The organism is Stutzerimonas marianensis (assembly GCF_022810315.1).
Classification (GTDB): domain Bacteria; phylum Pseudomonadota; class Gammaproteobacteria; order Pseudomonadales; family Pseudomonadaceae; genus Stutzerimonas; species Stutzerimonas marianensis.
Genome location: NZ_JALGRD010000007.1, coordinates 37423 through 51545, shown reverse-complemented (window position 1 = coordinate 51545; position 14123 = coordinate 37423). Strand labels below are relative to the sequence as shown.

The 14123-nt window shown below is 60.9% G+C and carries 11 protein-coding genes; 1 reads left to right on the top strand and 10 read right to left on the bottom strand.

Going from position 1 to position 14123, the window contains the following annotated elements:
- Positions 1 to 37 precede the first annotated feature (37 nt).
- The 10 genes from sthA to MST27_RS13130 all read right to left on the bottom strand — a co-directional run bounded on the left by sthA (position 38) and on the right by MST27_RS13130 (position 10440).
- A complete protein-coding gene (gene sthA / locus MST27_RS13175; RefSeq protein WP_243606402.1) occupies positions 38 to 1432 on the bottom strand; it encodes a Si-specific NAD(P)(+) transhydrogenase in 1395 nt (464 codons plus the stop codon).
- Positions 1433 to 1582: 150 nt separating this feature from the next.
- Positions 1583 to 1813, bottom strand: coding sequence for a (Na+)-NQR maturation NqrM (nqrM, locus tag MST27_RS13170; protein ID WP_243606401.1), 231 nt, complete (start codon positions 1811 to 1813; stop codon positions 1583 to 1585).
- Entirely contained in the window at positions 1810 to 2733 is a 924-nt protein-coding gene (locus MST27_RS13165; RefSeq protein ID WP_243606648.1) for an FAD:protein FMN transferase, read from the bottom strand. The genes nqrM and MST27_RS13165 overlap by 4 nt, the downstream gene beginning before the upstream one ends.
- Before the next feature lie 103 nt (positions 2734 to 2836).
- Positions 2837 to 4063: an NADH:ubiquinone reductase (Na(+)-transporting) subunit F gene (gene nqrF / locus MST27_RS13160; RefSeq protein ID WP_243606647.1), complete on the bottom strand. Its 1227-nt coding sequence runs from the start codon at positions 4061 to 4063 to the stop codon at positions 2837 to 2839.
- 12 nt (positions 4064 to 4075) lie between these two features.
- Positions 4076 to 4684, bottom strand: coding sequence for an NADH:ubiquinone reductase (Na(+)-transporting) subunit E (gene nqrE, locus MST27_RS13155; RefSeq protein ID WP_122165194.1), 609 nt, complete (start codon positions 4682 to 4684; stop codon positions 4076 to 4078).
- On the bottom strand, positions 4684 to 5358 hold the full coding sequence (locus MST27_RS13150) for an NADH:ubiquinone reductase (Na(+)-transporting) subunit D (protein WP_243606400.1): 675 nt from the start codon (positions 5356 to 5358) through the stop codon (positions 4684 to 4686). Before MST27_RS13150 ends, nqrE begins: the two co-directional genes overlap by 1 nt.
- Positions 5355 to 6143 carry a Na(+)-translocating NADH-quinone reductase subunit C gene (locus MST27_RS13145; protein ID WP_243606399.1) on the bottom strand — a complete coding sequence of 263 codons (789 nt, stop codon included), beginning with the start codon at positions 6141 to 6143 and terminating at the stop codon, positions 5355 to 5357. Before MST27_RS13145 ends, MST27_RS13150 begins: the two co-directional genes overlap by 4 nt.
- Entirely contained in the window at positions 6136 to 7347 is a 1212-nt protein-coding gene (locus MST27_RS13140) for an NADH:ubiquinone reductase (Na(+)-transporting) subunit B (protein WP_243606398.1), read from the bottom strand. The genes MST27_RS13145 and MST27_RS13140 overlap by 8 nt, the downstream gene beginning before the upstream one ends.
- Positions 7348 to 7350: 3 nt before the next feature.
- Positions 7351 to 8688: a Na(+)-translocating NADH-quinone reductase subunit A gene (locus tag MST27_RS13135; protein WP_243606397.1), complete on the bottom strand. Its 1338-nt coding sequence runs from the start codon at positions 8686 to 8688 to the stop codon at positions 7351 to 7353.
- Between the two features lie 300 nt (positions 8689 to 8988).
- A complete protein-coding gene (locus MST27_RS13130; protein WP_243606396.1) occupies positions 8989 to 10440 on the bottom strand; it encodes a glyceraldehyde-3-phosphate dehydrogenase in 1452 nt (483 codons plus the stop codon).
- A gap of 159 nt (positions 10441 to 10599) precedes the next feature.
- On the opposite strand from MST27_RS13130, the gene mfd reads away from it, so the two are divergent.
- Positions 10600 to 14043, top strand: coding sequence for a transcription-repair coupling factor (mfd, locus tag MST27_RS13125; protein WP_243606395.1), 3444 nt, complete (start codon positions 10600 to 10602; stop codon positions 14041 to 14043).
- Positions 14044 to 14123 lie beyond the last annotated feature (80 nt).

Genomic DNA, 14123 nt, shown 5'->3' with positions numbered 1-14123 from the left:
TCCTCTCCGACCGGCTCAGGCCACCGGTCGGAGCCGCTCAAAAAAGCCGGTTGAGTCCGTCGAACGCCGCGACGCGATAGGCCTCCGCCATCGTCGGGTAGTTGAACGTCGTGTTGATGAAGTACTTGATGGTATTGGCTTCGCCGGGCTGGTTCATGATGGCCTGGCCGATATGCACGATTTCCGAAGCCTGGTAACCGAAGCAATGCACGCCCAGGACCGCCAGGGTCTCGCGATGGAAGAGTATCTTCAGCATCCCGACCGGTTCGGCCGAAATCTGCGCGCGAGCCATGCTCTTGAAAAACGCCTTGCCGACTTCGTACGGGATCTTGGCCTCGGTGAGCTCACGCTCGTTCTTTCCGATCGAGCTGATCTCGGGAATGGTGTAAATCCCGGTTGGGACGTCGTCCACGAAGCGCCAGCTGTCGTTGTCGACAATGCTGCCGGCCGCCGAACGGCCCTGGTCATAAGCTGCGCTCGCCAGCGACGGCCAACCGATCACATCACCGGCAGCATAGATATTGCCAACCTCGGTGCGGTAGTGCTCGTCGACCTGAACCTGCCCACGGCTGTTGACCTTCAGCCCGATGTTTTCCAGCGCGAGCTTGTCCGTGTTGCCGGTACGCCCATTGCACCAGAGGAAGGCATCCGCCTTGATCTTCTTGCCGGACTTCAGGTGCAGGATGACCCCGTTGTCGACGCCTTCGACGCGCTCGTACTCCTCGCGATGGCGAATCAACACGTTGTTGTTGCGCAGGTGATAGCTGAGCGCATCGGAAATTTCGTCATCGAGAAAGCTCAGCAACTGGTCGCGGTTGTCGATCAGATCGACCAGTACGCCAAGACCACTGAAAATCGACGCATATTCAGAACCAATTACGCCCGCTCCGTAAATGATCAGCCGACGGGGCGTGTGGCTCAGGGTCAGGATGGTGTCGCTGTCATAGATGCGCGGGTGCGAAAAGTCGATGTCGGACGGCCGATAGGGGCGCGAACCCGTCGCGATGATGAACTGGTTGGCCACCAGTTTCTCGACCATGCCATTGACGCTGACGACCTCGACGGTCTGCTCGTCGGAGAAGCTAGCCGTTCCGAAGAACAGGTCGATTCGATTGCGTGCGTAGTAGCCCGTACGCGAGGTCACCTGCTTGGCGATCACGCTTTCGGCACTCTTGAGTACATCTGGGAAGGAGAACCAGCGCGGCTCACCAATCTGGCGGAACAACGGATTGTTGTTGTACTGCATGATCTGCCGCACCGAGTGGCGCAGCGCTTTCGAAGGGATGGTCCCAAGATGGGTGGAGTTGCCCCCCACATGGGGCCGGCTGTCGACAACCGCTACCTTGCGCCCTGCCTTGACCGCATTCATCGCGGCGCCCTCTCCGGCAGGACCTGAACCCAGTATCACCACATCGTAGTTGTAAACCGCCATATTCACCCCTGAAGCGACAGGCACCCCCCGCCGCAGCTAACAAAAATCGACTGTCTCAGGCAACGCCTGCATGCGGGTTGCCTCAACCAGCCGCTGAACGCTGAATCGATCCGGTTCAGCGCCGGTATGAGCTTATGAGTCGCCCTTGGCTTAGCGTCTGGTCGCGTCGTACGCGAGATCAGCTTTTGCGCCCTGCTTCGCCTGCTCGTTCACTTCTTCGCACTTCTCGCGGCTGCCTCCGCAAATCGAGCATTCCTTCTCGATGCCGAGGTTGGCGATACCACCGCAGGACCCTGCAATGGGCTTGCGCCCCATGATCACGCCAATAGCCATACCAAAGACGACCAGCAGCATGATGACGAATACCAATAACCAGGTCATTGCTCTGCTCCCGCACCGAAGAGCTCATCGAAAGCCTCGGTGCTCTTGCTGATGAATTCTTGCCCCTCGTGAATCACGAAGAACGCTGCGATATCCCGTTGCGTGGCATAGGCCAGACCCCGTTCGGGCCCGAGCACCATGAGCAGGGTAGACAACCCGTCTGCCCTCAAGGTCGATTTATCCACTACCGTCACGGCGGCCAGACGATGCTCGATCGGCGCCCCGGTCAGCGGGTCGAGTGTATGGGAGTAGCGCTTGCCGTCACGCTCGAAATAATTGCGGTAATCACCGGACGTGGAGACGCCTAATCCGTCCAGCTCGATGATCCGCTGAGCCACGCGCTCATTGTCCCTGGGTGCCTCGATGGCCACGCGCCAGGCGGAACCGTCCGGCTTGCGCCCTTCTGCGCGCAGCTCCCCGGTGATCTCGACCAGGTAGCTCTGTACACCCGCGGCTTCGAGGCGGGCCGAAACCTTGTCGACCGCGTAACCGGCGGCGATGCTGTTGAAGTCCACTTCGACTGCCGCGTCCTTGCACAGCTGCTCGCCATCGATTCGCAGATGGCGCTGCCCGACCCGCTGCATGGTATCGGCAATCTGCTCAGCGGTAGGTACCACCTCGCCGCGGCCCTGTGGGCCGAAGCCCCAGAGATTGAGCAGCGGCTCGACGGTCAGGTCGAATGCCCCGTCACTGTCATCCGACAGTCGCTGCCCGGCCTCGACCAGTTCCAGTATCCCGGCGGGCATCGATTTGCATGAGCCGGCCGGCAGTGCGTTGAAAACCTCGATATCCGAATCGGACCGGTAGGTCGACATCTGCTGATCGATATCAGCCAGTATCGTCTCGATCTCGCGCTGCAGCTGCTCCTTTGCGGGAACGTCCGCATGTGCAACGTACTTGACCGTGTAGGTGCTGCCCATGGTCGGGCCGGCGAACGTCTCGAGCTTGTCCTGAAAAAGACAGCCCGTCAGGGCTGCCGCCAGAGCGACAACGATGACGGGCCGTAGTGACGCCCGAACCATGCTATCCGCCGAAGTCGTCAAGCAGGATGTTTTCCGGTTCGACGCCAAGCTCGGTGAGCATCTTGATCACCGAGGCGTTCATCATGGGCGGGCCGCACATATAGAACTCGCAATCCTCGGGGGCCGGATGGTCCTTGAGGTAGTTCTCGTACAACACGTTGTGGATGAAGCCGGTCGGGCCTTCCCAATTGTCTTCGGGCAGCGGATCGGACAGCGCCAAGTGCCACTTGAAGTTCTCGTTCTCGGCCTGCAGCTGATCGTATTCCTCGACGTAGAAGGCTTCGCGCATGGAACGCGCGCCGTACCAGAAGCTCATCTTGCGCTTGGACTTCAGCCGCTTGAGCTGATCGAAGATGTGGGAGCGCATCGGGGCCATGCCGGCGCCGCCGCCGATGAACACCATCTCCGCATCGGTATCCTTGGCGAAGAACTCACCGAAAGGCCCATAGACTGTCACCTTGTCGCCCGGCTTGAGGCTGAATACCCAGGAAGACATCTTGCCCGGCGGCAGGTCGTCACGGCCGGGGGGCGGAGAGGCCACGCGAATATTGAACTTCACGATGCCCTTCTCTTCCGGATAGTTGGCCATCGAGTAGGCGCGGATCGTGGTCTCGTCGACCTTGGACACGTACTTCCAGAGGTCGAACTTGTCCCAGTCGCCACGGAATTCAGGCTGGATGTCGAAATCCTTGTATTTCACAGTGTGCGGCGGGCACTCCAACTGGACATAGCCACCCGCGCGGAAATCGACGTTCTCGCCTTCCGGCAGGCGAAGCGTCAGCTCCTTGATGAAGGTGGCCACGTTGGGATTGGACTCCACCGTGCACTCCCACTTCTTCACGCCGAAGACTTCTTCCGGGACCTCGATCTTCATGTCCGCCTTGACCGGGGTCTGGCAGGACAGACGCCATCCCTCACCGGCCTCACGACGGGTGAAGTGCGACTCCTCGGTCGGCAGCATTTCGCCGCCGCCACTCTCGACGATGCACTTGCACTGCGCGCAGGTGCCGCCGCCACCGCAAGCGGATGAGAGGAAGATGTTGTTCGCAGCCAGCGTCTGCAACAGTTTGCCGCCGGCCGGAACGGTAATGGTGCGTTCGCCGTTGATCTCGATGTTGACGTCGCCACTCGATACCAGCTTGGCGCGCGCCGCGAGGATGATCACCACCAGCGCAAGCACGATGGCGGTGAACATGCCGATGGCGAGGAAAATTTCGTAACTCATCAGTTCATCCCGTCCTTACAGCTGTACGCCAGAGAAAGACATGAAGCCCAGCGACATCAGTCCGATGGTGATGAAGGTGATCCCAAGCCCCTGCAGACCATCCGGTACATCGCTGTACTTGAGTTTCTCGCGAATGCCGGCAAGCAGTGCAATAGCCAAGGCCCAGGAGAGGCCGGAGCCAACGCCGTATACGGTACTTTCCGCCAGATTGTAGTCCCGCTCGACCATGAACAGCGTGCCACCCATGATGGCGCAGTTCACGGTGATCAACGGCAGGAACACACCCAGCGCGTTGTAGAGGCTGGGTACGTACTTGTCGAGCGTCATCTCGAGGATCTGCACGATCGCCGCAATCACACCGATGTAGCTCAACAAACCGAGAAAGCTCAGGTCGACTTCCGGCAGGCCGGCCCAGGACAGCGCGCCGGCCTTGAGCAGGTAGGTGTAGATCAGGTTATTGGCCGGCACCGTGATGGTCTGCACCACGATGACCGCGATGCCCAATCCAATCGCCGTTTCCACCTTCTTGGAAATCGCGATGAAGGTACACATGCCAAGGAAGAACGCCAGGGCCATGTTCTCGATGAACACGGCGCGGACGAATAGGCTGATGTAATGCTCCATTAATAAGCCTCCTTGTTCGAGACTTGCGGGGCCATCTTGAAGGACGGCTTCTCGATCTGTTCCTTCTTCCAGCTACGGATGCCCCAGATAAACAGGCCGATAAGGAAGAACGCCGAAGGCGGCAGCAGCATCATGCCGTTGGGCAGGTACCAGCCACCGTCGTTGACCACGGGAAGGATGGTGTAACCCATCAGCTTACCGGCCCCGAACAGCTCGCGGATGATCCCGAGGGCGATCAACATGGCGCTGTAGCCCAGGCCGTTACCCAACCCGTCGAAGAACGACAGCATGGGCGGGTTCTGCATGGCAAAGGCTTCGGCACGCCCCATCACGATGCAGTTCGTGATGATCAGGCCGACGAACACCGACAGCTGTTTGGACAGACTGAAGGCATAGGCTTTCAGCACCTGGTCGACGAGGATCACCAGCGAAGCGATGATCACCATCTGCACGATCATGCGGATCGAACCGGGGATCTGGCTGCGGATCAGCGAAATGAAGAGGTTGGAAAACGCCACCACCAAGGTCAGCGCGACCGACATGACCAACGCCGTCTTGAGGTTGGAGGTGACCGCCAGGGCCGAGCAGATCCCGAGGATCTGCAGGCCGATGGGGTTGTTGTTGAAGACCGGATTGAACAGGACTTCCTTGATTGTGGGTTGCGACATGATCAAGCCTCCCCATCGCGCAGATGAGCGATAAATGGACCGAAGCCGTCTTCGCCCAACCAGAAGCGCAACAGATTGTTCACACCGTTACTGGTCAGGGTTGCGCCGGCCAGAGCATCGACCTGATGGTCGGCTCGCGGACTTTGCGGATCGACGCCGCCCTTGACCACTTGAATGGCCAGGTTGCCGTCGTCGTTGAAGAGCTCCTTGCCCTGCCACTGGCTACGCCATTTGGGATTATCGACCTCGCCGCCGAGACCCGGGGTCTCGCCATGCTGGTAGAAACCCAGGCCTTCGACAGTGTTGAGGTCGCCCTTGACCGCGATGAAGCCATACAGCGTCGACCAGAGTCCGTAACCACGGACCGGCATGATCAGCGTATCGAGCTCACCGTTCTCCTCCACGATATAGACGACGCTGTAACGCTCGCGCCGCTTGATCGAAGCGATGTCCTCTTCGCCCGGCAGGGCCTGGGACAGTTCAGGGTCCTTCGCTGCGACCAGGGGGTCGAAGCTGTTCGGGTCGAATTCGTCGCTGAACTTGCCGGTTTCCAGATCAACCAGACGCGCGACGATTCGCTCGCCGTACAAGGTCTTTACCTGATTGGCCGACATGCCTACCTCACCGAGGCCGGCGATGGCCAGGATGCTGCGTTGCTTGTCCAGCTGGCGGTTTTCCAACTGGGTCGGGCGAAGCGCTACCGCTGCGCCAGCGACGAAGACCGAGCACACCAGACAGACCAACAGGGCCACCACCAACGTGCGGGCAGTGGATTCTTTTTGACTAGACATTGCGTGCCAGCCTCCGCTTGATATTGGCCTGGATGACAAAATGGTCAATCAAGGGTGCACAGAGGTTGGCGAACAGAATCGCCAGCATCATGCCCTCCGGGAAGGCCGGGTTGACTACACGGATCAGCACCACCATCACACCGATGAGAATGCCGTAGACCCATTTACCGGTATTGGTCATGGTCGCCGACACCGGGTCGGTGGTCATGAAGATCAGGCCAAAGGCAAACCCGCCGACCACCATGTGCCAGTACCAAGGCATGGCGAACATCGCGTTGGTATCGGAGCCGATCAGATTGAACAGTGTGCTGATCGCGATCAGGCCGATCATCGTGCCGGCGACGATGCGCATCGAGGCGATCTTGGTGGCCAGCAATACTGCACCGCCGATGAAGATTGCCAGCGTGCTGGTTTCACCGATCGAACCGTGAATGGTTCCGACGAAGGCGTCCATCCAGGAGATCCCGCTTTCGACGACGTTTTCAATGCCGCCTGCAAAACTCAGGCTCAGGGCCGTGGCGCCAGCAAAACCATCGACGGCGGTCCAGACCTCATCACCCGACATCTGCGCCGGATAGGCGAAGAACAGGAACGCTCGCCCGGTTAGAGCGGGGTTGAGGAAGTTCTTCCCGGTACCGCCGAAGATCTCCTTGCCGATCACGATACCGAAGCTGATGCCCAAGGCGACCTGCCACAACGGGATGCTCGGCGGCAGCGTCAAGGCGAACAGCACCGAGGTCACGAAGAAGCCTTCGTTTACCTCGTGCTTGCGGATCGACGCGAACAGCACTTCCCAGAATCCGCCAACGATGAAGGTGACCGCATACACCGGGAGGAAATAGGCGGCACCCTGGATGAAGTTATCCCACAGGCTGTTGGGGTCGAAACCCGCGAGCGCGCTGATTAGCGCCATATGCCAGCCGGCCTGTTGTGTCAGCAGATCGGGGTTCTGGGCGTAGATCAGGTTGGCCTGATAGCCGGTGTTCCACATGCCGAAGAACATCGCCGGGAAGGTGCAGAGCCAGACGGTGATCATCATCCGCTTGAGGTCGATGCCGTCGCGCACGTGGGCGGTGGTCTTGGTTACGCTGCCAGGACGGTAGAGAAAGGTATCGGCCGCTTCGTACAGTGCGTACCACTTCTCGTATTTGCCGCCCTTTTCGAAGTGATGCTCGATCTTGTCGAGGAATGCGCGAATGCCCATGCCTTAACCCTCCTTCTCGATGCGGGTCAGATTGTCCCGCAGGATCGGGCCGTATTCATATTTGCCGGCACAGACATAGGTGCACAGCGCCAGATCCTCTTCGTCGAGCTCCAGGCACCCGAGTTTCTGAGCCACCTCGGTGTCGCCGACGATCAGCGACCGCAGCAGCTGGGTTGGCAGAATGTCGAGCGGCATGACCTCCTCATAGTTGCCCACCGGCACCATGGCGCGCGGGCTACCGTTGGTCGACGTGGAGAACGCGAACTTCTTGCCGCCCATCAGCTTGGAGATATAGATGTTGAGGATCGAATGCTTGTCGGAACCGGCGCGCAGGTAATGCAGCATCTCGCGCTCCTTGCCCTCGCGCAGACAGGAAATTTGCTGGTGGTAACGGCCGAGGAAAGCAAAGGCACCATGTGCGGTGCGGCCGCCCAATACCGATCCAGACACCACGCGGTTCACGCCCGGCTGGAGTTCCCCAGCCGTCAGCTCATCGAGGTTGGCGCCCAGACGCGCGCGAATCAGACGCGGCTTTTCCACCACCGGGCCGGCGAGCGAAATCACGCGCTCTACCGACAGTCGGCCGGTAGTGAACAGCGCGCCAATGGCGATGACGTCCTGATAACCAATGGACCATACGCTCTTGCTGGCACTGACCGGGTCGAGAAAGTGGATGTGCGTTCCGGCCAGTCCGGCAGGGTGAGGGCCGGCGAAACTCTCGGTCTGGACATTGGCCAGTTGCTGACCTGGGATGGAAGCATCTTCGGCCTTGCAGAGAAAGACCTTGCCCAGACGCGCCAGCACCTTGAGCCCGGCCTCGAATTCGGCACTGCGTTCAGCAATGACCACAGCCGGGTCGGCCGCCAGCGGGTGGGTATCGATCGCGGTCACGAAAATCGAATGAGGGACCGCATCGACAGCGGGGACCTTGCTGTACGGCCGGGTGCGCAGGGCCACCCAGAGGCCGGACTGCTGCAGATTCTCGCGAACCTGGGCATCGCTCAAATTCCCCAGCTCTGCGTCGCCGTACTGGTTGAACGTCAGCTCCTCGGAGCCTTCGAGGTCGATGACCACCGACTGCAGAACACGCTTCTCGCCCCGGTGAATGGCACTGACCACGCCAGCACCAGGTGCGGTGAAGGACACGCCCGGTGTCTTCTTGTCCGAAAACAGCACCTGCCCCAGCTTGACGCGATCACCAACCTGCACGTCCATGGTCGGCTTCATGCCAGGGTAGTCAAACCCTATTACGGCGACGCTTCGCACAGGCCTGCCGGCCTCGATACGCTGCGCCGGCGCACCTGCAATGGGCAGATCTAGCCCACGTTTTATATTGATCATCGGTTCGCCTAACCACTGATTTTGAATGCTTTTTTACGAGCCTCGCGGTCTAGCGCAAAGTTGAATTGCACAACACGCGCTGATGCGATATCAGCGCGACGCTATGCCGCGGACCCAGGTAGAAATCCGCCCGATTATAGAGGTCGCGACCCGCCACTGACCACCCAAGGTCTTTCAAAATTTTGACTGAGGACAAGCGGTCGAAATTGGCGGTCTATCATGCGCAACGCGCTCAGAGAGCAAAACACGGCTGAAAAAAGCAAAACGGGAGCCGAAGCTCCCGTCTTTTGCAGCGAACCCTTAGCGGGGGAAAGCCGGCGGGTTGACCCCAGCCATGTCTTCCATTACACGTACCACCTGGCAGCTGTAGCCGAATTCGTTGTCGTACCAGACATACAGCACGACGCGATTGTCGCTGCAGATGGTCGCTTCGGCGTCCACCACACCGGCGTAACGCGACCCGACGAAGTCGGTCGAAACGACTTCCTGGGAACTGACGAAATCGATCTGCTTCTGCAGGTCCGAATGCATGGCCATCTGGCGCAGGTACTCGTTGATCTCGTCGCGAGAGGTCGCCTTTTCCAGATTCAGGTTAAGGATGGCCATGGACACGTTCGGCGTCGGCACGCGGATGGCGTTACCCGTCAGCTTGCCTTTGAGCACCGGCAGCGCCTTGGCCGCGGCGGTGGCGGCGCCGGTTTCGGTGATGACCATGTTCAGCGCTGCACTGCGACCGCGACGACTGCCTTTATGGAAGTTGTCGATCAGGTTCTGGTCATTGGTGTAGGAGTGGACGGTCTCGACGTGACCGTTGACGATGCCGAACTGGTCGTTGACCGCCTTCAGCACCGGCACGATGGCATTGGTGGTGCAGGAAGCAGCCGAGATGATCTTGTCGTCCGCCGTGATCTCGCCATGGTTGATGCCATGGACGATGTTCTTCAGCTCGCCCTTGCCAGGTGCCGTCAGCACGACACGAGCCACACCCGGACACTTGAGATGCTGGCCGAGACCTTCCGCATCGCGCCACTTACCAGTGTTGTCGACCAGCAGTGCATTTTCGATTCCGTACTGGGTGTAGTCGACCGACGACGGGTCGTTCGAGTAGATCACCTGGATCAGATTGCCGTTTGCCGTGATCGTGTTGTTCTCGGCATCGACGTGAATGGTGCCGTCGAACGGGCCGTGCACGGAATCGCGGCGCAGCAGGCTGGCACGCTTGACCAGGTCATTTTCGGCGCCCTTGCGCACAACGATCGCACGCAGACGCAGGCCATCCCCACCACCGGTCTTCTCGATCAGGATACGCGCCAGCAGGCGACCGATGCGGCCGAAGCCATAGAGCACGACGTCCGTCCCCTTGTGTACACCCGTGGTGTTGCGCTTGCCCGCCACCTCGGCCAACTCGTCGCGTACGAACTGATCGAGGCTACGGCCATTGCCCTCGGCCTTGAACTTGGCGACCAGCTTGCCCAGATCGACCGACGCAGCACCCAGGTCCATCTTGCTCATGGTGGTCAGGATCTGATGAGTTTCGTTGACCGAGAGTTCGGCCTCGTCAGCCTGACGATGGCGTGCAAAACGATGCGCCTTGAGCAGCGCGATCACCGAGCGATTGATCAGGCCACGGCCGTAGATGGAAGTCACCACGTTGTTGTTACGATACAGCTGACCAATCAGCGGAATCATCGCTTCGGCGAGGGCTTCTCGATCAATCCATTCACCAAGACACTGGTCGGGCTTCTGAGTCACGGGCAGTTCCTTCCAACATGTAGGGGCTGAGAAAAAGGGCTACATTATGCCGGCGCACCCTAGCGCGGGCAATCTGTGCAGCGGAAACACTGACAGCGTCCCGCGCGGATAGTTACAATCCTCGCGGTCCATTTTTTATGACCGGAGCCACGCCCACTCGTGTCCGTATTGCGCCTTCCGCCCATGCCTGCCGCAAGCGGCAAGCAACTATGGGGCAACCTTCCCGGAGCCGCGCTGAGCCTTGCCATTGCCGAAGCGGCCAGCAACGCAGAGCGATTCACCCTCCTCATCACCGCCGACAGCCAGAGCGCCGAACGCCTGCAGGAAGAACTCGCCTTCTTTGCACCCGAACTGCCCGTGCTGCATTTCCCAGACTGGGAAACGCTTCCTTATGATGTTTTTTCGCCGCACCAGGACATCATTTCGCAGCGGATCGCCACGCTTTATCAATTACCCGAACTCACCCATGGCGTACTGGTAGTTCCGATCACCACCGCGCTACACAGGCTCGCCCCCAAGCGCTTTCTGCTCGGTTCGAGCCTGGTGCTCGACGTCGGCCAGAAGCTCGATGTGGAGCAGATGCGCTTGCGGCTGGAGGCGGCGGGATATCGCTGTGTCGACACCGTCTACGAACACGGCGAGTTCGCGGTGCGCGGTGCGCTGATCGATCTGTTTCCCATGGGCAGTGCCCTGCCCTACCGCATCGACCTGTTCGATGACGAGATCGAGACCCTGCGCACCTTCGATCCGGAAAACCAGCGCTCGATCGACAAGGTGGAATCGATCCGGCTGTTGCCAGCGCGCGAGTTTCCGGTGAAGAAGGAATCGGTGACCGGCTTTCGCGCACGCTTCCGCGAACGCTTCGACGTGGACTTTCGCCGGTGCCCCGTCTACCAGGACCTGTCGACCGGCATCACCCCCGCGGGCATCGAGTATTACCTGCCGCTGTTCTTCGACGAAACCTCCACGCTGTTCGACTACTTGCCGGAAGACACCCAGGTGTTTTCCCTGCCCGGCATCGAACAGGCTGCCGAGCAGTTCTGGAAGGACGTGCGGACTCGCTACGAGGATCGCCGTGTCGACCCGGAACGCCCGCTGCTGCCGCCCGCCGACCTGTTCGTTCCGGTCGAGGATTGCTTCTCCCGACTCAAGAGCTGGCCACGTGTGGTCGCGGGCCAGGACGACGTCGAGCCTGGCATCGGACGCGAACGCTTCCCTGCGCAGCGCTTTCCGGAGCTGGCGATCGACGCCAAGGCCAGCGAACCGCTGGGTGCTCTGAGGCGTTTCCTCGAGGAGTTCCCCGGCCGCGTGCTGTTCACCGCCGAGTCGGCCGGGCGCCGCGAGGTGCTCCTCGAATTGCTCGCACGGCTCAAGTTGCGCCCGCAGGAGGTCAGTGGCTGGCCACAGTTCGTCACCAGCCAGGAACGGCTGGCGATCACGATTGCTCCGCTGGACGACGGCCTGCTGCTGCAGGACCCGGCGCTGGCGCTGATCGCCGAAAGCCCGCTGTTCGGCCAGCGCATCATGCAGCGGCGGCGACGCGAAAAGACCCGCGACGCCGGCGAGAACGTCATCAAGAACCTCACCGAGCTGCGCGAAGGCGCGCCGGTGGTGCACATCGACCATGGCGTCGGTCGCTACCAGGGACTGGTCACGCTGGAAATTGAAGGCCAGGCGGCCGAGTTTCTAATGCTGCAATACGCCGACGAAGCCAAGCTCTACGTGCCGGTTTCCAGCCTGCATCTGATCGCGCGCTATACCGGCAGTGACGATGCGCTGGCCCCGCTTCACCGACTGGGCTCCGAAACCTGGCAGAAGGCCAAGCGCAAGGCCGCCGAGCAGGTTCGCGACGTGGCGGCCGAGCTGCTCGACATCTACGCCCGACGTGCCGCGCGCAAAGGCCACGCCTTCCAGGACCCGCAGGTCGACTACGAGGCCTTCAGCGCCGGTTTCCCCTTCGAGGAGACGCCGGACCAGCAAGCCGCCATCGAAGCCGTGCGCAGCGACATGCTCGCGGCCAGGCCAATGGATCGCCTGATCTGCGGCGACGTCGGTTTCGGCAAGACCGAAGTGGCCATGCGCGCCGCCTTCATCGCCGTCCACAGCGGCAAACAGGTCGCCGTGCTGGTACCAACCACCCTGCTCGCCCAACAGCACTACAACAGCTTCCGCGACCGTTTCGCCGACTGGCCGGTGCGCGTCGAAGTGATGAGCCGCTTCAAATCGGCCAAGGAGATCCAGGGCGCTGTGCAGGAGCTCGCCGAAGGCAAGGTCGACATCCTCATCGGCACCCACAAGCTGCTGCAGGACGACGTCAAGTTCACCAACCTCGGCCTCGTGATCATCGATGAGGAACACCGTTTCGGTGTCCGTCAAAAAGAGCAACTCAAGGCGCTGCGCAGCGAGGTCGACATCCTCACGCTCACCGCAACGCCGATCCCGCGGACACTGAACATGGCTGTCGCCGGCATGCGTGACCTGTCGATCATCGCCACGCCACCGGCCCGCCGGTTGTCGGTGCGCACCTTCGTCATGGAGCAGCAGGACGCGGTCATCAAGGAAGCCCTGTTGCGCGAGCTGCTGCGCGGCGGTCAGGTCTACTACCTGCACAACGATGTGAAGACCATCGAGAAGTGCGCCGCCGATCTCGCCGCGCTGGTGCCGGAGGCGCGCATCGGTGTTGGCCACGGCCAGATGCGCGAGCGCGAACTCGAGCAGGTGATGGGCGACTTCTACCACAAGCGCTTCAACGTGCTGGTCGCCTCGACCATCATCGAGACCGGCATCGACGTGCCTAGTGCCAACACCATTATCATCGAGCGCGCCGACAAGTTCGGCCTGGCGCAGCTGCACCAGCTGCGCGGCCGCGTTGGCCGCAGCCACCACCAGGCCTATGCCTACTTGCTCACCCCGCCCCGCAAAGGCATGACCGACGATGCGCAGAAGCGCCTGGAAGCGATCGCCAATGCGCAGGACCTGGGCGCCGGCTTCGTCCTGGCCACCCATGACCTGGAAATCCGCGGCGCGGGCGAACTGCTTGGCGAAGGCCAGAGCGGTCAGATCCAGGCCGTTGGCTTCACCCTATATATGGAAATGCTCGAGCGCGCGGTCAAGGCGATTCAGAAAGGCGAGCAGCCCAATCTCGACCAGCCGTTGGGCGGTGGTCCGGAGATCAACCTGCGCATGCCCGCACTGATTCCCGAGGACTACCTGCCGGACGTACACGCGCGGCTTATCCTCTACAAGCGGATAGCCAACGCCACCGACGAGGATGGGCTCAAGGAGCTACAGGTCGAGATGATCGACCGTTTCGGCCTGCTGCCGGAACCGACCAAACACCTGGTTCGCCTGACATTGCTCAAGCTGCACGCGGAGAAACTCGGGATCACCAAGATCGACGCCGGGCCGCAGGGCGGGCGCATCGAATTCGCTGCGGACACCAAGGTCGATCCGATGGTGCTGATCAAGCTGATCCAGAGCCAACCCAAGCGCTACAAGTTCGAAGGGGCCACGGTGTTCAAGTTCCAGGTGCCGATGGAACGGCCGGAAGAGCGCTTCAACACCCTCGAAGCGCTGCTCGAACGCCTGGCGTCGGGCACCTGATGCACCGCGCCCACAACCTTCCTGCGCAGGATTGCCCTTCCGATGCCGGGTAGATTCCTGCCTTCGCTGCCGCCGGCCTG

Excerpts from the sequence above, each read along its gene's own strand:
- MST27_RS13165 (WP_243606648.1), bottom strand. The coding sequence starts at position 2,733 with ATGGGCAGCACCTACACGGTCAAGTACGTTGCACATGCGGACGTTCCC.
- nqrM (WP_243606401.1), bottom strand. The coding sequence starts at position 1,813 with ATGACCTGGTTATTGGTATTCGTCATCATGCTGCTGGTCGTCTTTGGT.
- sthA (WP_243606402.1), bottom strand. The coding sequence starts at position 1,432 with ATGGCGGTTTACAACTACGATGTGGTGATACTGGGTTCAGGTCCTGCC.
- MST27_RS13135 (WP_243606397.1), bottom strand. The coding sequence starts at position 8,688 with ATGATCAATATAAAACGTGGGCTAGATCTGCCCATTGCAGGTGCGCCG.
- nqrE (WP_122165194.1), bottom strand. The coding sequence starts at position 4,684 with ATGGAGCATTACATCAGCCTATTCGTCCGCGCCGTGTTCATCGAGAAC.
- MST27_RS13145 (WP_243606399.1), bottom strand. The coding sequence starts at position 6,143 with ATGTCTAGTCAAAAAGAATCCACTGCCCGCACGTTGGTGGTGGCCCTG.
- MST27_RS13140 (WP_243606398.1), bottom strand. The coding sequence starts at position 7,347 with ATGGGCATTCGCGCATTCCTCGACAAGATCGAGCATCACTTCGAAAAG.